At 30.7% G+C, this 21851-nt stretch carries 23 protein-coding genes, 1 other RNA gene and 1 other annotated feature; of the genes, 21 read left to right on the forward strand and 3 right to left on the reverse strand.

What is annotated here, in order from left to right; translation table 11 throughout:
- The first annotated feature begins 13 nt into the window (after positions 1–13).
- From C7N44_RS06060 to mprF, 17 genes are all read left to right on the forward strand, one after another.
- A complete protein-coding gene (locus tag C7N44_RS06060) occupies positions 14–550 on the forward strand; it encodes a dCTP deaminase/dUTPase family protein (protein ID WP_105957024.1) in 537 nt (178 codons plus the stop codon).
- Positions 551–573: 23 nt separating this feature from the next.
- Complete coding sequence (radA, locus tag C7N44_RS06065; RefSeq protein ID WP_105957025.1) at positions 574–1950, forward strand: DNA repair protein RadA; 1377 nt, start codon at positions 574–576, stop codon at positions 1948–1950.
- A gap of 27 nt (positions 1951–1977) precedes the next feature.
- Positions 1978–3063 (forward strand): PIN/TRAM domain-containing protein, encoded by a 1086-nt coding sequence (locus C7N44_RS06070; RefSeq protein WP_105957026.1) that lies wholly within the window; start codon positions 1978–1980, stop codon positions 3061–3063.
- 93 nt (positions 3064–3156) lie between these two features.
- Positions 3157–4647 carry a glutamate--tRNA ligase gene (gene gltX, locus C7N44_RS06075; RefSeq protein WP_105957027.1) on the forward strand — a complete coding sequence of 497 codons (1491 nt, stop codon included), beginning with the start codon at positions 3157–3159 and terminating at the stop codon, positions 4645–4647.
- A 141-nt stretch (positions 4648–4788) separates the two neighbouring features.
- A complete protein-coding gene (gene cysS / locus C7N44_RS06080) occupies positions 4789–6198 on the forward strand; it encodes a cysteine--tRNA ligase (RefSeq protein ID WP_105957028.1) in 1410 nt (469 codons plus the stop codon).
- 8 nt (positions 6199–6206) lie between these two features.
- Positions 6207–6626, forward strand: a complete 420-nt coding sequence (locus C7N44_RS06085; RefSeq protein ID WP_105957029.1) for a Mini-ribonuclease 3 — start codon at positions 6207–6209, stop codon at positions 6624–6626.
- Positions 6616–7383 carry a 23S rRNA (guanosine(2251)-2'-O)-methyltransferase RlmB gene (gene rlmB / locus C7N44_RS06090; RefSeq protein WP_105957030.1) on the forward strand — a complete coding sequence of 256 codons (768 nt, stop codon included), beginning with the start codon at positions 6616–6618 and terminating at the stop codon, positions 7381–7383. The genes C7N44_RS06085 and rlmB overlap by 11 nt, the downstream gene beginning before the upstream one ends.
- 12 nt (positions 7384–7395) lie before the next feature.
- Positions 7396–7917, forward strand: coding sequence for a YacP-like NYN domain-containing protein (locus tag C7N44_RS06095; RefSeq protein ID WP_105957031.1), 522 nt, complete (start codon positions 7396–7398; stop codon positions 7915–7917).
- A 125-nt stretch (positions 7918–8042) separates the two neighbouring features.
- Positions 8043–8669: a sigma factor gene (locus C7N44_RS06100; protein ID WP_105957032.1), complete on the forward strand. Its 627-nt coding sequence runs from the start codon at positions 8043–8045 to the stop codon at positions 8667–8669.
- A gap of 45 nt (positions 8670–8714) precedes the next feature.
- The gene (rpmG, locus tag C7N44_RS06105; protein ID WP_105957033.1) at positions 8715–8864 is read left to right on the forward strand and encodes a 50S ribosomal protein L33; all 150 of its coding nucleotides are present in this window, start codon (positions 8715–8717) and stop codon (positions 8862–8864) included.
- Positions 8865–8882: 18 nt separating this feature from the next.
- Complete coding sequence (gene secE, locus C7N44_RS06110) at positions 8883–9056, forward strand: preprotein translocase subunit SecE (protein WP_105957034.1); 174 nt, start codon at positions 8883–8885, stop codon at positions 9054–9056.
- A 105-nt stretch (positions 9057–9161) separates the two neighbouring features.
- Positions 9162–9707, forward strand: coding sequence for a transcription termination/antitermination protein NusG (gene nusG, locus C7N44_RS06115; protein ID WP_105957035.1), 546 nt, complete (start codon positions 9162–9164; stop codon positions 9705–9707).
- A gap of 124 nt (positions 9708–9831) precedes the next feature.
- Positions 9832–10257 carry a 50S ribosomal protein L11 gene (rplK, locus tag C7N44_RS06120; protein WP_105957036.1) on the forward strand — a complete coding sequence of 142 codons (426 nt, stop codon included), beginning with the start codon at positions 9832–9834 and terminating at the stop codon, positions 10255–10257.
- 99 nt (positions 10258–10356) lie between these two features.
- Positions 10357–11052, forward strand: coding sequence for a 50S ribosomal protein L1 (rplA, locus tag C7N44_RS06125; protein WP_105957037.1), 696 nt, complete (start codon positions 10357–10359; stop codon positions 11050–11052).
- Between the two features lie 73 nt (positions 11053–11125).
- Positions 11126–11242 (forward strand) — a sequence feature (ribosomal protein L10 leader region).
- Positions 11243–11266: 24 nt separating this feature from the next.
- Entirely contained in the window at positions 11267–11773 is a 507-nt protein-coding gene (gene rplJ, locus C7N44_RS06130) for a 50S ribosomal protein L10 (RefSeq protein WP_105957038.1), read from the forward strand.
- A 43-nt stretch (positions 11774–11816) separates the two neighbouring features.
- Positions 11817–12179 carry a 50S ribosomal protein L7/L12 gene (gene rplL / locus C7N44_RS06135; protein ID WP_105957039.1) on the forward strand — a complete coding sequence of 121 codons (363 nt, stop codon included), beginning with the start codon at positions 11817–11819 and terminating at the stop codon, positions 12177–12179.
- 117 nt (positions 12180–12296) lie between these two features.
- On the forward strand, positions 12297–14891 hold the full coding sequence (gene mprF / locus C7N44_RS06140) for a bifunctional lysylphosphatidylglycerol flippase/synthetase MprF (RefSeq protein WP_318530506.1): 2595 nt from the start codon (positions 12297–12299) through the stop codon (positions 14889–14891).
- Positions 14892–14996: 105 nt separating this feature from the next.
- On the opposite strand, the gene nrdF is transcribed toward mprF, so the two are convergent.
- The 3 genes from nrdF to C7N44_RS06155 form a co-directional block, all read right to left on the reverse strand.
- On the reverse strand, positions 14997–15965 hold the full coding sequence (gene nrdF, locus C7N44_RS06145) for a class 1b ribonucleoside-diphosphate reductase subunit beta (RefSeq protein ID WP_105957041.1): 969 nt from the start codon (positions 15963–15965) through the stop codon (positions 14997–14999).
- A gap of 21 nt (positions 15966–15986) precedes the next feature.
- A complete protein-coding gene (nrdE, locus tag C7N44_RS06150; RefSeq protein ID WP_105957042.1) occupies positions 15987–18152 on the reverse strand; it encodes a class 1b ribonucleoside-diphosphate reductase subunit alpha in 2166 nt (721 codons plus the stop codon).
- A 106-nt stretch (positions 18153–18258) separates the two neighbouring features.
- A complete protein-coding gene (locus C7N44_RS06155) occupies positions 18259–18486 on the reverse strand; it encodes a redoxin NrdH (RefSeq protein ID WP_105957043.1) in 228 nt (75 codons plus the stop codon).
- Positions 18487–18694: 208 nt separating this feature from the next.
- Between C7N44_RS06155 and C7N44_RS06160 the strand changes: the two genes are divergently transcribed.
- From C7N44_RS06160 to dnaX, 4 genes are all read left to right on the forward strand, one after another.
- Positions 18695–19300 carry a class I SAM-dependent methyltransferase gene (locus C7N44_RS06160; protein WP_105957044.1) on the forward strand — a complete coding sequence of 202 codons (606 nt, stop codon included), beginning with the start codon at positions 18695–18697 and terminating at the stop codon, positions 19298–19300.
- 6 nt (positions 19301–19306) lie between these two features.
- Positions 19307–19795, forward strand: a complete 489-nt coding sequence (locus C7N44_RS06165; protein WP_105957045.1) for a nucleoside deaminase — start codon at positions 19307–19309, stop codon at positions 19793–19795.
- 28 nt (positions 19796–19823) lie between these two features.
- Positions 19824–19919: signal recognition particle sRNA small type (ffs, locus tag C7N44_RS06170), an RNA gene on the forward strand.
- Positions 19920–20055: 136 nt separating this feature from the next.
- On the forward strand, positions 20056–21846 hold the full coding sequence (gene dnaX / locus C7N44_RS06175) for a DNA polymerase III subunit gamma/tau (RefSeq protein ID WP_105957046.1): 1791 nt from the start codon (positions 20056–20058) through the stop codon (positions 21844–21846).
- Positions 21847–21851: the final 5 nt, after the last annotated feature.

The following is a 21851-nucleotide window of genomic DNA, read 5'->3' on the forward strand; positions in this document are numbered from 1 at the left end:
GGGATGTGTATTTATGAAACGTGGATTTCAAGTTGTATCAAAGTATAAAAATGACGATATTCATTTACCATATCGTGCAACTAAACAAGCTGCGGGTTATGATATTGAAAGTGCATGTGACTTTAAACTGCCCTCAATTTGGAAAATAGGTTTTCTAAAAGTCTTGTGGGCAATTAAAAATGAAAATTCTGTATCAGAAAAAGACATGCAAAAGGCTAAAGAAATTTTGAAACCATATTTAGTACCTACTGGTATTAAAATTTATATGCAGAGCAATGAAGTTTTTATTATTGCTAATCGTTCTAGCGGGCCATTAAAGCGCAATATGGTATTGCCTAATGGAATTGGCGTGATTGATGCTGATTACTATAATAATGATAATAATGAAGGTGAATTATTCGTTCAATTAACTAATTTTGGTCTTACTGATCGTAAAATTAAAAAAGGTGAGAGAATTGGACAAGGAATCTTTATGCCATTTTTAACTGTTGATAATGAAAAAAATAAAGGTGAAACTAGAACTGGTGGTTTTGGTTCATCTGATAAATAATTTTTTAATGAAAGGTAATTATATTGGCTAAACCAAAAACTCAATTTGTTTGCCAAGAATGTGGATATATTTCGCCTAAATATTTAGGTCATTGTCCTAATTGTGGCAAATGGAATACATTTGAAGAACGTACAGCTCAAAAAGAAAATAATAGTTTAAAGTCTACTCGTAGAATGGACTTTAATGGGAAACAAGCTAAGCCAGAGTTAATTGGAGAGGTTTCTTACAATAAAGAAAATCGCTTTGAAACTGATTCTGATGAATTTAATCGCGTACTAGGTGGTGGAGTAGTTCCAGGCTCATTGATATTAATTGGTGGGGATCCTGGGATTGGTAAATCTACATTACTTTTACAAATTTCTGGTCAATTAGGTAAAAAGAATCAGACCATTTTATATGTCTCTGGAGAAGAAAGTGCTAGTCAAATTAAAATTAGAGCTGAACGATTAGGTGTTGAAGGCAAAAATTTGTATTTATATCCAGAAACAGATATGGGTGCAATCAAAAGTGCAATTGATGATTTAAAGCCCGATGCAGTAGTAGTTGATTCAGTACAAACTATTTCTGAACCAGAAGTTGATTCAAGTATTGGATCGGTTTCACAAGTTCGTGCAATTACTTCTGACTTAATGTCGATTGCAAAGACCAATGGTATTACAATCTTCTTAGTTGGTCATGTTACTAAAGGTGGGGCAATTGCTGGCCCTAAAACTTTAGAACACATGGTTGATACAGTTCTTTATTTTGAGGGAGATATGCATCATTCATATCGCATCTTAAGAGCTGTTAAAAATCGTTTCGGTTCAACTGATGAGTTGGGCATATTTGATATGCAAGAATCTGGATTAGAAGAAGTTACTAACCCATCAGAAGTATTTCTGGAAGAAAGATTAAAAGATGCAACTGGATCTGCAATTGTAGTTTCAATTGAGGGAACTAGACCTATTTTAGTCGAAATTCAAGCATTAATTACACCTTCGGTTTTCGGTAATGCACAAAGAACAGCAACTGGTATTGATCGTAATCGAGTAGCGGTTTTAATGGCAGTTTTGGAAAAAAGAGCTGGTTTGATGTTACAGAATCAGGATGCATTTTTAAAAGCAGCTGGTGGTGTTAAGCTGAACGAACCTGCAATTGATTTGGCAATCGCAATTGGAATTGCTTCAAGCTATCGTGATGTCGGAACTAATGCTTCTGAATGTTATATTGGTGAAATTGGTTTAACTGGTGAGATTAGACGTGTCAATCGCATTGAACAACGAGTTGCAGAAGCTAAAAAATTAGGTTTTAGTCGTGTTTTAGTACCTAAAAACAATTTACAAGGTTGGAAAGTACCCAATGGAATTGATGTTGTGGGTGTTTCGACTTTATCTGAAGCAATTAAGATAGCTCTAAGATAATTTATTTGAAAAGGGGATGAATAAAAAATGAAAGCCTTTGATAGATACGCAGTGGTACAACTAATATTTATTATTGTTGGAGGTACGTTAGGTATAATTTATTTACCGATATTATGGTTAGCAATGTCTGTTGAAAATGTTGGCTTACTAAACAATGGATTTGTTAATTCAATTTTAGGCGCCATTATTTTCTTCGTATTATCTTTAATTTTTGGCAGAAGAATCGTTAGAACATTAAGTAAATTGGAAATATATTTATCTAGTAAAAACCCATTTTATATTTTAATGGGTACTATTGGTATGATTATTGGCTTAGTTTTAGCTATTTTAATATCAATTGTATTATTCAGAACGCCATATTTCATAACTAATACTTTAATTCCAGCTTTATTAATGATTGTTTTTGGATATTTGGGCTTTGTTTTAGGAACTACTAGATTAAATGATTGGAATAAAATATTTCACTTTAGTTTAAAAAAAGCCACTAATACTTTTAATAGCAATAATAAAAAAGAAAAAAGTTATAAGATCTTAGACACTAATATTTTAATTGATGGACGTATCTATGAATTAATTAAAACTGGATTCTTAGAAGGAACTTTATTAGTTCCTAAGTTTGTATTGTATGAGTTACAATATATTGCCGACTCTAGTGATAGTGCTAAAAGGGTTCGTGGACGTCGAGGATTAGACATTTTAAATAAACTACAAACTGAAAAAATAATGCCAATTGAAATTACAGATAAAGACTATAAAGAAATTTCAGAGGTAGATAGCAAGTTAATTCAACTAGCAAAAAGTGTTGATGGTGAAATTGTAACTAATGACTATAATTTAAATAAAGTAATTAAGTTTCAAAGGGTTAAAGTCCTAAATATTAATGAATTAGCAAGTGCTTTGAAGCCTAGTTACATTCCAGGTGAACATCTTGAGGTCATGATCCTTAAGAAAGGGACTGAAAGAAACCAAGGTGTTGCATATTTAGATGATGGCACAATGGTAGTTGTTGAAGAAGGTAAAAACTATCTTAATAAACGATTAATGGTTGAAGTTACAAGTTCAATTCAAACTGATGCTGGTAAAATGATTTTTGCTAAGATAATCAATAAGTAAACCGTTCATAAGAATTTGTTGAACTCTTTATTTTTATTAATAATAATTGTAAAATTAAAATGATGCTATTTTACAAGAAGAGGAGAAATATCATTGGCTAATAAAAATATTCGTGTTAGATATGCACCAAGTCCTACTGGTCATCTACACATTGGTAATGCAAGAACAGCAATTTTTAACTACCTATTTGCTAGACATAATAAAGGTAAGTTTATCATTCGTATCGAAGATACTGATACTAAACGTAACGTAGATGATGGTGAAAAAAGTCAGTTAGATAATTTAAAATGGTTAGGCTTAGATTGGGATGAAGGTCCTGATAAGCCTGGTAAATTTGGGCCATATCGTCAATCAGAACGTCGTTCAATTTATGATCCATTAATTCAACAATTATTGGATGAAGATAAGGCCTATTATTCATATAGAACAGAGGAAGAACTTACTGCTGATCGTGAAGAACAACGTGCTCGTGGTGTTATGCCCCATTATGAATATGAATATGAAGGTATGACAGAAGAAGAAATTAAACAATCAATGGCTGAATCTGAAGCAAAAGGATTAAAGCCGGTTATTCGTTTCAGAGTTCCTAAAAATCATACCTATGATTGGGATGATATCGTTAAGGGACATGTTGAATTTAATTCAGATACTATTGGTGGGGATTTCGTCATTGTAAAACGTGATGGTATGCCAACTTATAATCTCGCTGTTATTATTGATGATCATATGATGAAAATTTCACATGTATTTAGAGGTGATGATCATGTTGCTAATACACCAAAGCAATTAATGATGTATGAAGCATTTGGTTGGGATGCACCTAAGTTTGGTCATATGAGTCTAATTACTAGTGCAGGTACTGGTAAAAAATTAAGTAAACGTGATGAATCAATTATTCAATTTATTGAACAATATCGTGATCGCGGATACCTTCCAGATGCAATGTTTAACTTTATTACATTGTTAGGTTGGTCACCAAAAGGTGAAGATGAAATCTTTAATAAACAACAATTTATTAAAATGTATGATGAAAATCGTTTAAGTAAATCACCGGCTAACTTTGATAATAAGAAATTGGAATGGATTAATAACCAATATGTTAAATCTGCTGATGAAGATGTTGTTGTAGATCTTGCTTTGCGTCAATTAATTGATAAGGGCAATATCGAACAAAATCCTGATTCAAAGACTGTTGAATGGGCACGTAAGTTAATTGTTACTTATAAACAACAAATGAGTTTTATGGCTCAAATTAATTCAATGGCATCAGTATTCTTTAATGAACCAGAAGAAATTTCTGGAGATGCATTGGAAGAAATTAGTAATGATACTGCGCCAACTGTATTGAAAGAATTTTCATCAAGAATTAAGAATGTTGCTATTTTTGATAAAGTTGAAATTCTTAAGACTATTAAATCAATTCAAAAAGATACTAAAATCAAGGGACGTCAGTTATGGATGCCAATTAGAATTGCGGTTACCCATGAAATGCATGGACCTGAGCTTCCTGAATCTATTGAGTTAATTGGTCGTGAAAAAGCTTTAAAACATATTGACGAAACTTTAAAACAAATTAATCAATAATAATATTTTATTAAAATGTAAATTGGTCTTGTTAGTTAATGTTCTAACAAGACCTTTTTTTGTGGATAATGAAGCTGAAAAAATGACTAAAATTATGATAAAATAAATTAAAAGTATAAATAATGAACAGGGGTGCCCAAATTGTTAAGGATCTATAATACATTAAGTCAAAAAAAAGAAACATTTGAACCAATTAAGCCAAGAGTGGTTAATATGTATGTGTGTGGTCCTACAGTTTACAACTATATTCATATTGGAAATGCTAGAAGTGTAGTTGCTTTTGACACTATTCGTAGATATTTTGAATATTGTGGATACCACGTTAACTATATTTCTAATTTTACTGATGTTGATGATAAGTTGATAAAGGCAGCTAATGATCAAAATATGTCGGTTATGGATTTAGCTGATAAATATATTGAAGCTTATAAAGAAGATGTAAAAGCTTTAAATGTAGAACCTGCTACTAATAATCCTCGTGCAACTGATAATATTGATGGAATAATTGATTTTATAAAGCAACTAATTAATAAAGGATATGCTTATGAGTCTGACGGTGATGTTTACTATCGCGCACGTAAATTTAATGGGTATGGTCAATTAGCTCACCAAAGTGTTGATGACTTGGAATCCGGTGCTAGCCAGCATGTTAGCAATGAAGAATTGTCTAAAAAAGAAGATCCAATTGATTTTGCATTATGGAAGAAAACAAAAAATAATGAAATTGCTTGGAACTCACCATGGGGTAAAGGACGTCCAGGCTGGCATATTGAATGTTCAGTGATGTCTACTAAATATTTAGGTGATACTATTGATATTCATGGCGGTGGTGAAGATTTAGAATTTCCTCATCATGAAAATGAACGTGCTCAAAGTGAAGCCAAAACTGGTAAGAGATTTGTTAATTATTGGATGCATAATGGGTTTGTTACTGTTGGTGATGAAAATGAAAAAATGAGTAAGTCTTTGGGTAATTTTGTCACAGTTCACGATATTATTAAACATGTAGATCCACAGGTTGTTCGTTTCTTAATGTCGACGACCCAATATAGAAGACCTATTCAATATAATCAAGCTAATTTAGATGCTGCGGCCAATAACTTAAAAAAGATAAAAAATGCTTATAATAATTTAAATTACCGTTTAAAAGATGCTGATTCTTTTAATGATCCTAAAGTAGATCAAGAAGTTAGACAGATTCAAGCAGATTTTCAAGATGCAATGGATGATGATTTTAATGCACAAAACGGTATTGATTGTGTTTATGAACTAGCTAAATTAGGCAATGTTTATGCAGAAAGACCGATGGTTTTTGAACAGACAGTTAAATTAATCTTAAAGAAATTAACCAAAATGGCATCAATCTTTGGTGTTGAATTTGAAAATGATGAAGATATTAATGATGAAAAAATCAATAATTTGATTAAAGAAAGAAATCAAGCACGAGCTAATAAAAATTTTGCCAGAAGTGATGAAATTAGATCAATCTTGAAAGCTAAAGGGATTATTCTAGAAGATACTGCCCAAGGAACAAGATTTAGAAGGGAATAATTGAATTAATGGAAGAACAAGTACCTAACTACAAACAATTGAATGGAATTGCTTTAGCTTACTTAGGTGATTCTGTTTATGAGGTTTATATAAGGAAACATCTTTTAGCCTTAGGAATTACTAAGCCTAATCGTTTACAAAAAAATGCCAGAAAATATGTGTCTGCTAAAGCACAAGCTGCCTTAATTGATTTGATGAATCAAGATCATATTTTGAGCGCAGAAGAAGAATCTGTTTTTAAGCGCGGGCGTAATTGCAAAAGTTATACCCATGCTAAAAATACTAGTGTATTAACTTATCGTTATTCTACTGGTTTTGAGGCAATGATGGGGTATTTATCATTAAGCAATAATAATGAACGTTTGCAAGAATTATCTAAATGGTGCATTGAAAAAGTTGATGCAGGGAGGCTAGAACATGAAAAATAATAGTGGCGAACAAAGCCAAAGTGAATTTATTATTGGTCGTCATCCAGTAGTATCTGCATTAAGAGGAAAACAAGAGATTAATAAAGTTTTCTTACAAAATGGAATTCATAAAGATGAAAAAAGTGTGGAAGAAATCATTAAATTAGCAAAGAAAAAGCATTTAGTGATTTCAATGGTACCTAAACAAAAATTAGATTTATTATCCAATTATCAAAATCATCAAGGTGTTGTATTATCAATATCTCCGTATAAATATGCAAGTATTGATGATTTATTTGAACATTCAAAAAAGAATGATACTGAACCATTCTTTTTAATCTTAGATAATATTGAAGATCCACATAATTTAGGATCTATCATTAGAACTGCTGATGCTGCTGGAGTGACTGGAATTATTATTCCTAAGCACCGTGCTGTTGGCTTGACTGCAACGGTTGCTAAAACTTCTGCTGGGGCTATTGAACGAGTACCGGTTGCAAGAGTTACTAATTTAATTAATACTGTGAACGACTTAAAGAATCGTGGAGTTTGGGTCTTTGGAACTGATATTAAAGGAACTGATTATCGTCGCTGGGATGCTAATGGTTCATCGGCTGTAGTAATTGGTAATGAGGGAAAGGGGATTTCTCCATTATTAAAGAAAAATGTTGATGAAATGTTAACTATTCCCATGGTAGGCGATCTTCAAAGCTTGAATGCTAGTGTGGCTGCTGGTCTTTTAATGTATCAGGGTTATAGTTCTAGACACCCGCTATAGGATATTTTAAAAATGAAAAAACAATTATTATTGTTAGATGGATATAATATTATTGGAAACTGGCCAGAACTAAATCAGTTGAAGCTTGCTGATCGATTAGCAGATGCAAGAGATAAATTAATATCAATTATTGCAGAATACAAAAAGTATCGAGATTTAGATATTTCTATTATTTTCGATGCAATGTATGTTCCAGGATTATCTAAGAAAGATACTAAACATAATTTGAATATTATTTGGACTAATAAGGATGAAACTGCTGACAGTTATATTGAAGCTTATGCTCGTCGTAAACAATCAAGGTTTGTGCAAGTGGTAGTTGTTACTAGTGATCAGGCAGAACAATGGACTGTTTTTTCTGCTGGGGCATTAAGAATTTCTGCAAGAGAATTGCTTAGGGATGTTAAAAGATCTAAGCAAGAAATTAAAAATCAAGTTAGTAATTATGCTAATAAATCTTATGTTAGAAACTCCCCCTGGTCTGGTAATCAATTGCTGGAATTAGAAAAGCTAAGAGATAACCTTTCTAAATAATATTAAAATATTAATATTGATATTTTGGTATAGATATTAATTATTATTATGAGAACTTTAGTTCGCTTGTACTTTGATTTTTATATGTGTAAATTAATTTTATTAAATTTTCGTAAGGAGAAATTATGAATAATTGTTTAATTGATTTACAACTTATCAAAAGTTTTAAAAATGGAAATGATCAAGATTTTGAAGAACTATTTGTGAAATATAAACCGATTGTTAAAAAACTATGGCGACAATATTATTTTAATGACATTGATGAAGATGATTGGTTTCAAGAATCAAGAATTATGATGTTAAAAATAATTGATAAATTTGATACAAATCGTGGAACATCATTTGGCATGCTTTATAAAAGAAGCCTTAAAAATCGTTTGTTTGATATATTAAGAAAGAGTAAAGCTAAAAAACGAATGCCTATTGATAAGAAAATTTCATTTAACGTTAACGAAGCATATTATAGTAATTGTGCTAAAGACTATCGAAGACTAAATCCAGAATTTTTTTTAAAAATGGATACTGTTAGAAAAAAATTATTTACTCGATGTTCCAAGTTTGAAAAAGAGTTAGTATTTAAAATCCTTAGTTCTAAATTAGAAAATGATGATTATCAATTGGTTAAGTTTAAACAGATTAATAAAATTAATGATGAACAATTTAGAAATTGTTGTTCTAGAATAAAAAATAAACTCAAAATTATTTTGGTTGAAGAAGACATTGTAAATAAAAATCGTAAAATTGACGATTAAATTTTAAAATGATACTATCTATTTATCAGTTTAGGAGGATATGTCTTGCCACAAAAAAAGGTTTCATTAGCATGTATAGTTTGTGGTTCTAGGAACTATACAACTAATGTTAAGAAAGATCATACTAAGCGTTTAGAAATTAAAAAGTATTGTAAAAATTGTAATAAATCAACTGTTCATAAAGAAACATTTTAATACGGAGGAAATGACATAATGAAGTTAATTAACTTTTTTAAAAGTGTTGGTACAGAAATGAAATTAGTTGTATGGCCAAACAAACATCAAACAAGAATTGATACTTCAACTGTTGTTGGAATGTCAATTGTTTTTGCAATTTTCTTTGCAATTATTGACTGGGCTATTCAATCAGGATTAACATTTATCTAATTAAATATTTAATTAAAATAAAATAAATGATATTATATATTTAATGCGGAACTTCGTTTAGGCGAAGTTTTTTTGTTTGGAAAAAATTAAAAGGAGCTAATTTCAATGGAATCAACGCAAAAACAATGGTATGTAATTCATACTTATTCTGGATACGAAAACAAAGTAAAAACTAATTTGGATTCTCGTAAAGAATCAATGGGAATGGAAGATTATATTTTTCAAGTAGTTGTTCCTGAAACTGAAGAACATGAAGTAAAAGATGGTGTTGATAAAGTTAAAATGGATAAAACATTCCCTGGATATGTTTTAGTGGAAATGGTCATGACAGATAAGGCTTGGTATATTGTAAGAAATACACCAGGGGTTACTGGATTCATTGGTTCACATGGTCAAGGTAGTAAACCAACACCATTACTTCCTGATGAAGTTGATTATATTTTAAGTCAATTAGGTGTAGAAAAGAAACATCAAGATTTAGATGCAGAAGTAGGCGATACGATTACAATTGTTGATGGCGCTTTTGCTAATTTAACAGGTAAAATTGTTGAAAAAGATGAAGAAAAAGGTAAGCTAAAAGTTGATATCGATATGTTTGGTAGAGAAACAACTGCTGAACTTGACTTCAATCAAGTTAAACCAATTAGATAATTTGGGGTTGTACAAATTATTTAAACATGATATATTATATTCTGTATGTTTATGCATACTTGTTGTGGGAGGAGAAATCTAATCTCCAATTTTTACCACACACGGACTTAAGGAGGTATGTCTCGTGGCTAAAAAAGTAGCTAACGTAGTTAAATTACAAATTCCTGCGGGTAAAGCAACACCTGCTCCTCCAGTTGGACCTGCATTGGGTCAAGCTGGAATCAATATTATGGGATTCACTAAGGAATTCAATGCACGTACTGCTGATCAAGCAGGCATGTTAATTCCTGTTGTTATTTCTGTATATGAAGATCGTTCATTTGATTTTATTACTAAAACCCCACCTGCTTCAGTACTATTGAAGAAGGCTGCTGGTGTTGAACATGGTTCTGGTGAACCAAATACTAACAAAGTTGCTAGTGTAACTAGTGATCAAGTTAAGGAAATCGCCGAAACTAAGATGAAAGATCTAAACGCAGCTGATGTTGAAGCCGCAATGCGTATGATCGAAGGTACTGCTCGTAGTATGGGATTCACTGTTGAAGGTTAATTTCATATTCAACATGTAAGTACTATAGCACCTGAATAATTCAGATGTTATGTGGGAGGTTTATCCGTTACAACCACAATTGCAAGGAGGAAAACACAGATGGCTCAAAATAGAAGAGGTAAAAAGTATCAAGATGCTTTAAAACAAGTAGATCGTAATAAATCTTACTCAGTTGAAGAAGCTGTTGAACTTGTTAAAAAAATTGATTTTGCTAAATTTGACGCAACTGTTGAAGTTGTATTTAATTTAGACGTTGACACAAAACAAGCAGATCAACAATTACGTGGTGCTGTTGTCTTACCAAATGGTACAGGTAAAGACCAAAAAGTTGTTGTATTTGCCAAAGGTGACAAAGCTAAGGAAGCTGAAGAAGCCGGCGCAGATGTTGTTGGTGAAGCTGATTTAGCTGAAAAAATCCAAAATGGTTGGTTAGATTTTGATGTTGCTATTGCAACACCGGACATGATGGCACAAGTTGGTCGTTTAGGCCGTGTTCTTGGACCAAAAGGTTTAATGCCTAACCCTAAGACTGGTACAGTTACTATGGACGTTAAGAAAGCTGTTTCTGATTCAAAATCAGGTAAGGTTACTTACCGTACTGACCGTGATGGTAACGTTGCAGTTATTATTGGTAAGTCATCATTTGATGCTGACAAATTAGTTGGTAACTTCAAGACAATTGAAGATTTAATTGTTAAGAATCGTCCAGCTTCTGTAAAAGGTTCATATATTACTAACTTATCAATTTCAACTACATTTGGCCCTGGTGTCAAAGTTGATCTTGAATCATTCTAAAGTTAAGTAATTAATTTGGAATTTAAAAATCTCTATTGACCATACTATAATTATGTGGTAAATTGTTATTGCTAATTAAATATGATTTCTACCTAAGACTTGGGTGGTATTTTATACCTTAATATCCTGACGAGGACTTTAAAATGGTTTCTCTATGTCTAGGTAGGCATGGGGATTTTTTATTAAATCCCAAAAAAATTTGGGAGGTGAAATAATGCCAAAGAAAGCAGTTATTGATGCTAAAGCTAAACAAGTAGAAGCCGTTACTGAAAAATTTAACAATGCTACTTCTGCTATCATTATTAACTATCGTGGTTTAAACGTTGAAGAAGTTACTGATTTACGTAAACAATTACGTGACTCAAACGTTGCTTTCAATGTTATTAAGAACAACATCGCTGTTCGTGCTTCTAAAGAAGCCGGATACGAAGAATTAGGTGATTTATTTAAGGGACCTACAGCCGTAGCATTCTCTGATGAAGATCCTATTGCTCCAGCTAAAATTTTAAAGAATTTTGCTGATAATACTGATGCTGTTGAACTTAAAGGTGGAGTACTTGAAAATAAGGTTGCTAGTCTTGATGAAATTGAAGAATTTGCTTCATTACCAAGTCGAGAAGAATCTATTTCTACTCTTGCCAACATCTTACAAGCACCTGTTCGTAAATTTGCTATTGCAGTTAAAGCAGTTGCCGAAAAAGATGATGGAGACGCAGCTTAGTTTCTAAATAAAATTATAACTATCCAAATTGGAGGAAAATAAAATGGCTTTTGATAAAGACAATATTATTGAACAAATTAAAGAAGCTTCAATCACAGACCTAAACGACTTAGTTAAGGCAATTGAAGAAGAATTCGACGTTACAGCTGCTGCTGCTGCACCAGCTGCAGGTGCTTCTGATGGTGGCGCTGCTAAAGATTCATTTGACGTTGAACTAACTGAAGCAGGTAACCAAAAAGTTAAGGCTATTAAGGTAGTTCGTGAAATTACTGGTAAGGGTCTAAAAGACTCAAAAGACTTAGTTGATGGTGCTCCTTCAGTAATTAAAGAAGGCGCTAAAGAAGATGAAGCTAACGATATCAAGTCAAAACTTGAAGAAGTTGGCGCAAGTGTTACTCTTAAGTAATAACTTTCTTCTAAAAAGACGTACAACATTTGTTGTGCGTCTTTTTTGTTAAAACTTGTTAACTTAATTATAAATTGAGATAATAATATTATTAATATTATTATGGGGGAAATATATTTGAAAACTTTTTTTCGAAAATGTGCTGATTGGATAAATCGACACATGACACTCGTCAAAGTACTATTCGTTATATTTGTTTTATTTGTAGTTATTCATGTTGGAATTTCTGAAGGATCAGAAATTAGTGGACATAAAATGGCACAAAGTTTTGCTACACAAACACCAATGTCATTATTTATAATGATGATATTAGGTTTTATTGCTGTGTTACCGATGCTAATGTATGATTTTACGATTGTTGATTTTTTACCAGGCAAGTTTAAAAAAACATATATTGCTAAAACTGGTTGGATTACTAATACACTTACTAATATTGCTGGTTTTGGTGGGGTATTAGGTGCCAGTTTAAGAGCAAATTTTTATAGTGAAAATGCAACCAAAAAACAAATTTTATATGCAATTTCTAAAATAGTTATATTTTTATTAGCTGGTCTTTCAACATATTGTTGGATAGCATTAATAATGATGTTTTATTTTGGATTTGGTACAAATTCTTTTGACTGGTGGTGGTGGATAGTATTAACTTTAGGTGGTTTATACTTTCCTTTATTGCTTTTAATTACTAGAAAAACAAATCTTGATTATTTTAAAGACTTAACTTTAAAGTTAGAATTGAGATTGGTTATTGGTTCATTATTAGAATGGCTTGGTTGTGCAGCCTTCTTTATGATTATTGGATTATTTATGCATCAATCAATTAATATTATGGCGGTTTTCCCTGTATTCATTGTTGCTAATGTAATCGGAGTTGCATCATTAATCCCTGGAGGATTGGGTAGCTTTGATAGTACCATGATGGCTGGATTATTATTTCTAGGTATTTCGCCTAGTAGTTCTGCTGTTTGGTTACTCTTGTATAGAGCATTCTATTATATTTTACCAGTTGCATTAGGAATTATTTTATTTATCATAGATTTGTTGCAAAAATTAAATGGCTTTTTAGATGATATTCCTAAAGTTATTTTACAAAGAATTGCACATATATTTATAACAATTTTTATGTATTTCTCTGGAATAATGATGCTGTTAATAGCAGTTATTCCTAATTTAGTTTTAGTGAATAAATTATATTTGTCTCTAGAGCCTTATACATTCTATTTTTTAGATCAATTAACTACTATTATTGTTTCTTTCCTGTTAATTGGTTTTGCTAGAGGCTTTGGATCTAAAGTTAAAAAGGCTTTTTGGCCTACTACTATTTTATTAGCTATCTCGATTGGAAACACTCTTTGGAAAGAAGATTTTCCTACTAATATGGTGATTTTATCATTATTATTAGTATTTGCACTATGGCTAAGCTATGGTGTCTTATATCGTGATAAATTTACTTATTCATGGGGACATATTATAATAGATTTTATAATTTTTGGTCTTGCTTTTATTTTCTATGGATTAATTGGCCTATTTACTAATTTTCAATTTACTAAGTTTCCTTTCCATTTAACTAATTCTTATTTATTTCCATCACCTCAAGTATGGTTTGCAGGATTTTTGGGATTAATTTTAGCATGCTTGATTTTACTTCTAACTTATCGTTATTTATCTTATACTAAAGCTCAATGGATAAATCAGCCTTTTGATTCTAATCGAGTATTTAATGTAATCAAGGAATATGGTGGAAACGAAGTTAGTCATTTAGCATATGTTAGAGATAAAGATATATATTTTTATCAAGAAAATGGTAAAGATCAATTATTCTTTATGTATAAACGTCGTGCAAATAAAATTATTATTATGGGTGAACCTATTGGTAATATGGATAAATTAGATAATGCCGTTGATAATTTTATAGATGATAGTAATAATTTAGGGTACTCATTAGTATTTTATGAGATTGGTGAAGATTTAACGATGCTATTACATGAAAAAGGCTTTAGTTTCACTAAAGCTGGTGAGGAAGGCCATGTTGTATTAAAAGACTTTTCAATTTCTGGCAAAAAACATCGTGGTGAAAGAGCATTAATGAATAAATTTGATCGTGACGAATATAAATTTGAAATTATTCAACCGCCATTTTCAAATGAATTTATTAGTGAATTAAAAACAGTTTCTGATCAATGGTTAAAGGGTAATCCTGAGAAGGGCTTTTCTTTAGGATACTTTGATAAATATTATTTAAGTCAAGCACCAATTGCTATTATGAAAGACAAAAATAATAAAATTGTTGCTTTTGCTAATATTATGCCAACTGGTGATCATGAAATGACATCAATTGATTTAATGAGATCTAGTAATGATGCTCCTTCAGGCATTATGGATGGAATATTTATTAACCTATTTAATCATGTTAAAGATCAAGGATATAAGTCATTTAATTTAGGAATGGCACCATTATCTAATGTAGGTGAATCTAGATATAGCTTCATTGATGAAAAAATTGCTAATTTAATTTATAAGTATGGAACAGCATTTTATAGTTTCCAAGGTCTTCGTTCTTATAAAGAAAAGTATGTACAAGAATGGTCACCTAAATATATTTCTTATCGTCGTGGTAATTCATTAGTATTTACAATGCTACAATTACTTATGTTAGTAAATGAGCATATTGATATTAATAAAAAGCCAAACTTTTTTAAGAAATATTTTAAATAAATATTTATATAAAAAGCTCTAAATGTTTTTATAAATCATTTAGAGCTTTTTTTGTATTAAAAAAAGATGTATACAGTTTAATCTGAACACATCTTTTTATTAATTTTAATGTTTAGGATACCAAATCTTATAATCATCTTTCTTCATTGCTTCAACTTTACCTAAACGATAACCGTTACCAACTTGTGAAAAGAAATCATGATTAGCAGTTGAAGTAGAAATACCATTCATAACAATTGGATCTACATCTTCACTAGTATCAGGGAAGAGTGGGTCTTGACCTAAGTTCATTAATGCTTTATTAGCATTGTAACGAATGAACGCTAGGACATCATCAGTCCATCCCACTTGATCATATAATAGATGGGTGTATTTTTCTTCGTTTTCATATAAATCATATAAGAAGTTGTACATCCAATCCTTAATATCTTGTTGCTCATTCTTGCCTAATTTATTGAAACCAATTTGGAACTTGTACCCAATATAAGTTCCATGAACAGATTCATCACGAAGAATTAATTTAATAATTTCAGCAACATTAGGTAATTTATTGTGGCCTAAATACCATAGAGGGGTATAAAATCCAGAATAAAATAAGAAAGTTTCTAAAAATACACTAGATATTTTTTTCTTTAGTGGATTGCCATCATCATGATATAAGTTATAGATTTTCTTAGCTTTATTTTGTAAGAATTCTTCAGAATCACTCCAGTCGAAAATTTCGTTAATTTCTTCCGGGGTATTTAAAGTTGAAAAAATTGAAGAATAACTTTTAGCATGAACAGATTCCATAAATTGAATATTGTTTAGTACAGCAGTTTCATGAGGAGTTACAATATCTTTTCTAAGAGCTGCCATTCCATCTTGTGATTGAAGGGTATCCAATAAAGTTAGACCACCAAACACATGTCCAACTAACCATTTATGATCGTCATCTAAAGTACGCCAATCAGCTAAATCATTTGATAAAGGAATACGGGTATCTAACCAAAATTGTTCAGTTAATTTTTCCCAAGTTGCTTTGTCAATTTGATCACTAACAGCATTCCAATTGATTGCTTTATAATTATCCATCTTACTTAGCTCCTTAATTAATTAGATTGAGCAACTTTCACACTCATTGACACCAACTTCTTGATTGTCATCTGTGAATGTTCTTACATAATACAATGATTTAATTCCCATTGCGTGTGCATAATTTCGTAAAATATTTAAATCACGGGTTGTCATCTTATTAGTGCGATCATCTTTCCATTCATAAAGTCCTTCAGGAATAGTTGAACGCATAAATAAGGTAAGGCTTAGACTTTGGTCAACATGTTCTTGTGCAGCAGCATAAATATTGATAACTTTGCGCATATCAATATCATATGCTGATTTGTAATATTTTAATGTTTCATTAGATAAGTATGGAGCAGGATAATAAATTTTACCAGTTTTTGATTCATATCTTTCTTCGACCTTACTAATAATAGGGTGAAGACTAGCTGTTGAATCATTGATATATGAAATAGAACCATTAGGAGCGACTGCTAATCTATTTTGATGATAGATACCATCTTTCATAACAGCCTTCTTTAATGTATTCCAATCATCTTCATTTGGCACAAAAATATTTTTAAAGATAGCTTTAATTTTATTCGATTTTGGCCCCCAATATTTATTAGTATATTTATCGAAGTATGATCCATCAGCATATTTACTGTTTTCAAAATTATAGAAGGTTTCTTTTCTTTCTTTAGCAATCTTATTAGAAGTAACTAAAGTCCAGTAGTTAAGTAACATAAAGTAAACATTAGTAAATTCAACAGATTCATCTGAACCATATTCAATTTGATTCTTAGCCAAAAAACTGTGTAGACCCATGCCACCTAGACCAATACTATGTGACAATTCATTCCCACGTTGAATAGAAGGAACTACATCAATGTCTGAATGATCAGTTACGAAAGTTAATGCTCTAACCATAGAATCAATTGATTTACCGAAATCAGGACTAGCCATTAAGTTAACAATATTTGTTGAGCCTAAATTACATGAAACATCAGTACCTTTTTCGATGTAATCTTGTTTATTATCAACAGTTGATGGTTGTTGAACTTGCATAATTTCTGAACATAAATTACTCATCACAATTTTTCCATCAATTGGATTAGCTCGATTAGCGGTATCAATATTCATGATATAAGGGTAACCTGATTCTTGTTGTAATTTACTAATTTCAGTTTCAATATCACGAGCTTCTACTTTTGTTTTTTTAATTTCATCGTTTGCAACCATATTGTCATATTCTTTTGTAATATTAACATATGAGAAAGGCTCACCATATATTCTTTCCACATCATATGGACTGAATAAATACATATCTTCGTCATTTTTAGCTAATTCATAGAATTTGTCAGGAACTGTAATTCCTAGTGATAAAGTTTTAACACGAATCTTTTCATCTGCATTTTCTTTTTTAGCAGATAAAAAAGAAATAATATCAGGATGAAATACACTTAGATAAACAGCACCAGCACCTTGTCTTTGTCCTAATTGATTAGAATATGAAAAACTATCTTCTAATAGTTTCATAACAGGTACTACACCAGAAGCAGCACCTTCGATGTGTTTAATAGGATCACCAGCAGCACGTAGATTTGAAAGATTAATTCCAACACCACCACCGATTCTAGATAATTGTAGGGCAGAGTTAATGGTTCTTCCGATTGTGTTCATATTATCAGTAGGTTGAATTAAGAAACATGATACAAATTCACCACGGCGTTTTCTACCAGCATTTAAAAATGAAGGAGTGGCCGGCTGATATCTTTGATGAACAATTTCGTTAGCTAAGTCTAAAGCTAATTCTTCATTTCCGTCAGCAAATAAAAGAGCATTCATTGCTACACGATCAATAAATCGTTCAAGATAATATTCACCATCATTAGTTTTTAAAGCGTATTGAGCATAAAACTTATATGCTGCCATAAAAGTTTTGAAGTGGAAGTTTTGTTCTTTTAAGTATTTATATATCTTTTCAATAAATTTGAAATTGTATTTGTTTACAAATTCTTTTTCAATATATTGATTTTCAATTAAATAATCAAAACGTTCTTTTAATGAAGAAAAACTTTTTAAGTTGGGCTCTACATTTTCTTTAATAAAAGCATCTAAAGCTTCTTTATCTTTATTCAATTGGATCTTACCATCTTTAGGGATGTTAATTTCATTATTTAAATCATAATAAGTAACATCTTTTAGGTCCTTTAATGACATTTACAACCACTCTTTCATAATTTTTTGATTATTAGATAAAATATGGCGAGACCATTAGCGGTTTCGCCAAAAATTAAATTTTATAATATAATGTAATTATTAACAATTATGCTAATTGGCTTAATTGGTCTGGTCTAAACCCTGAAATAGCATTCATACCTTTAGCTTCAACTACAGGTAATGACATAAATCCTTTTTCTTTTAGGTAATCAACATATTCTGGTTGTTCATTTATATTTCTTTCAATAAATTCAATATTATGTTCTCCTAAAAAACGTTTAGTCATTTTGCATTGCATACAGTTATTTTTTGAATATACGGTAACTTTTTCCATGATATAATAATCCTTTCTGGTTGTTAATTGGCTTTTTATTTCCGTCCATCGGAATTAATTTATATATAAATTCTACACCAGAAAAATAAAAAATCAAACATAAAAACACCATATTTAGTGTTGAAAAAATTCTAAACATACTAAGTATAGTGCTTTGTTGATTTTAAAAAATTTTATAAATATTTTTTTAGAAGTGAGTGATATAAAAATGAACGAATACTATTATACACCTAACCCAGATGTTGTCCATGAGCTACATACATGGAACTATAAATTACTAGGTAACGATCTAACGTTTACTACTGATAATGGAGTTTTTTCAAAAAGAACAGTTGATTATGGATCGTCAACTTTAGTTAAAAATATAAATCTAGATAAAATACCAGTTGGTAATATATTAGATTTAGGGTGTGGATATGGTCCTATGGGAATTGCTTTGGCCAAAAAATATCCAAATCGAATTTTTGAAATGGTAGATGTTAATAATTTAGCTTTATCTTTAGCTAAAAAAAATGCTGAACAAAACTTTGTCCAAAATATTAAAATTCACAATTCAAATATTTATGAAAATGTTAAAGATAAATTTGCTGCTATTTTGACTAATCCTCCTGTTCGAGCAGGAAAAGGTGTTGTAAATGGAATGATCTCAGGTGCTTTAGATCATTTGCAAACTAATGGAACACTAACGGTTGTTCTTCAAAAAAAGCAAGGAGCACCTTCTGCTAAAAAATTAATGAATTCCTTGTTTGGCAATTGTAAAATTATTCGTAAAGATAAAGGATATTATATTTTAGAAAGTACTTTTAAAGGATAGTTAATTATGAATAAATGTTTTATGAAAGAGGCTTTATATGAAGCTAAAAAAGCCAGTTTGATTAATGAAGTCCCAATAGGTGCAGTTATTGTTAAGGATGATAAGATTATTGGACGAGGACATAATTTAAGAGAACATAGCAATAATGCTCTTGATCATGCTGAAGTTATTGCAATTGATGAAGCTTGTCGCTATTTAAAAAGTTGGCGATTGGAAAGTTGTGATTTGTATGTAACGATTGAGCCATGTTTAATGTGTGCAGGAGCAATAATAAATTCTAGAATAAGGAATCTATATTATGGCGCACCAGATTATAAAGCTGGAGTATCTGAAAGCTTGTATCACATATTTGATGATCAAAGATTTAATCATCATGTTATCGTAGAAAATGGTATTCTAGCTGATCAAGCTAGTTATGAAATGAAAGCTTTTTTTAAGAAAGCTAGAAAACGTAAAAAGTTATTAAAAAGATTAAACAATAGTCTTGATAAATAATATTAAATCAGTTATTATTATTTATGTCGAAAGACCTTGAAGCAAAGTTGTGTTTACGAACCGTGTCAGATCCGAGAGGAAGCAGCACTAAGTATTCTACGCTTGTGCTTCTTGTTTTTTATGTAGTTAAACTCTTAGCCAATTGATGGCTAGGAGCTTTTTTTATTTAAAATAATTTTTAAGTTTATGTATGCAATAGCATAATTACTAAATAGCATATATAATATAAGTAATAATTAACATTTGAAAGGAATTTTTTGATGAGCTATCAAGCTTTGTACCGTGTTTGGCGTCCTCAACGTTTTGATGACGTAATTGGGCAGGATGTTATTACTACTACTTTAAAAAATGCAATCATTACTAATCAATTAAGTCATGCTTATTTGTTTGCTGGGCCTCGTGGAACAGGAAAAACTTCTGCTGCTAAAATTTTGGCTAAGGCAATTAACTGTCCTAATAAAAAAGATGGTGAACCATGCAATGAATGTACCCTTTGTAAAAGTATTACTAATGGTACTTTAAACGATGTAATTGAAATTGATGCGGCCTCAAATAATGGGGTTGAGGAGATTAGAGAAGTACGTGATAAGGCTAAGTATGCCCCAACGGAAGCCGAATATAAAGTTTATATTATTGATGAAGTTCATATGTTATCAACAGGTGCTTTTAATGCCTTACTTAAAACACTAGAAGAGCCACCTGCACATGTTATTTTTATTTTAGCAACAACAGAACCGCAAAAAATTCCTGCTACTATCATTTCAAGAGTTCAAAGATTTGATTTTAAAAGGATTACGTCTAAAGATATTCTGAAGAGAATGGAATTTATTTTAAATCAAAAGAATATGGATTATGATGATAGGGCCTTAAAGGTCATTGCCAAGTCAGCTGAGGGTGGTATGCGTGATGCTTTGAGTATTTTAGACCAAGTTTTATCTTTTGGATCTGATCATTTAACCTATGAAAATGCATTACAAGTTACTGGAAGTGTTACTAAACAAGCGATGACTAAATATTTGTATTGTGTTATTCAACATGATGTTAAATCAGCACTAATGAATGTTCAAGACATTTTACAAGAAGGTAAAGATGCCAGTAGATTTATTGAGGACTTAATAAATTATTGTCAAGATATTCTACTATATCAACAATCTCCTGAGATGGTTGAATCAGCTGAATTAGGGATTATTGATGATGACTTTAAGAGCTTATCTAAACAAATTGATGCTCAAATAGTCTATAAAATGATAAATCAGCTAAATGATATTCAATCACAAATGCGTTATACAATGCATCCGGATGTATATTTGGATGTCTTGACAGTTAAATTATCAAATAACTATGATGCTAATAGTGAATCTAATGATGATAATTCTGAACTAAATAGTAAAATTCAATATTTAAATGAGAAAGTTTCTGTTTTAACTGATCAAATTGATAAATTAACTCATGAAAAAAATAATCAATCAAGAAATGATAGCCAAACAGTTTCTATGGAGATTCCTGAAACTAAAAATAAAACTAGAGTAAGTCCTTCTAGCAGGGAAGAAAAAGTTAACTTGAGTAAAATTTATCCAGTATTAGATGATGCTACTCGTGAAAACTTAAATAATTTACAAAATATTTGGGATGAGTTATTACAATCTTTAGATGTTACGCAACGTGCAATGATGCATGTTTCTAAACCAGTTGCTGCAAGCGAAAATGGTGTAATTGTTTCTTTTGAGTATCCATTTTTATTTCAAAAAGCTAATTCAGATACTGACCTTAGTGATGCTTTGGAAAATGGATTGGACCGCATTTTAGGCTATGTTCCTAAAATTGTGTTTGTTCCAAGTGATCAATGGCCAGAAATCAGAAAAAATTATTTGATTAATAGAAAAAATGAGCATATAACACCGGAAAATAATGTTAATTTAGAACATTCTTCTATTGAAAAAAATGAAAAAAAACATGATAATAATGATGAGAACAATCCAGATGATTCAGAGATTGTAAAAAAAGCCACAGATATGTTTGGCAATGATATTATTAATTTAAAAAATGATTAAGGAGA

Source organism: Apilactobacillus quenuiae, from assembly GCF_002994005.1.
Lineage (GTDB): Bacteria > Bacillota > Bacilli > Lactobacillales > Lactobacillaceae > Apilactobacillus > Apilactobacillus quenuiae.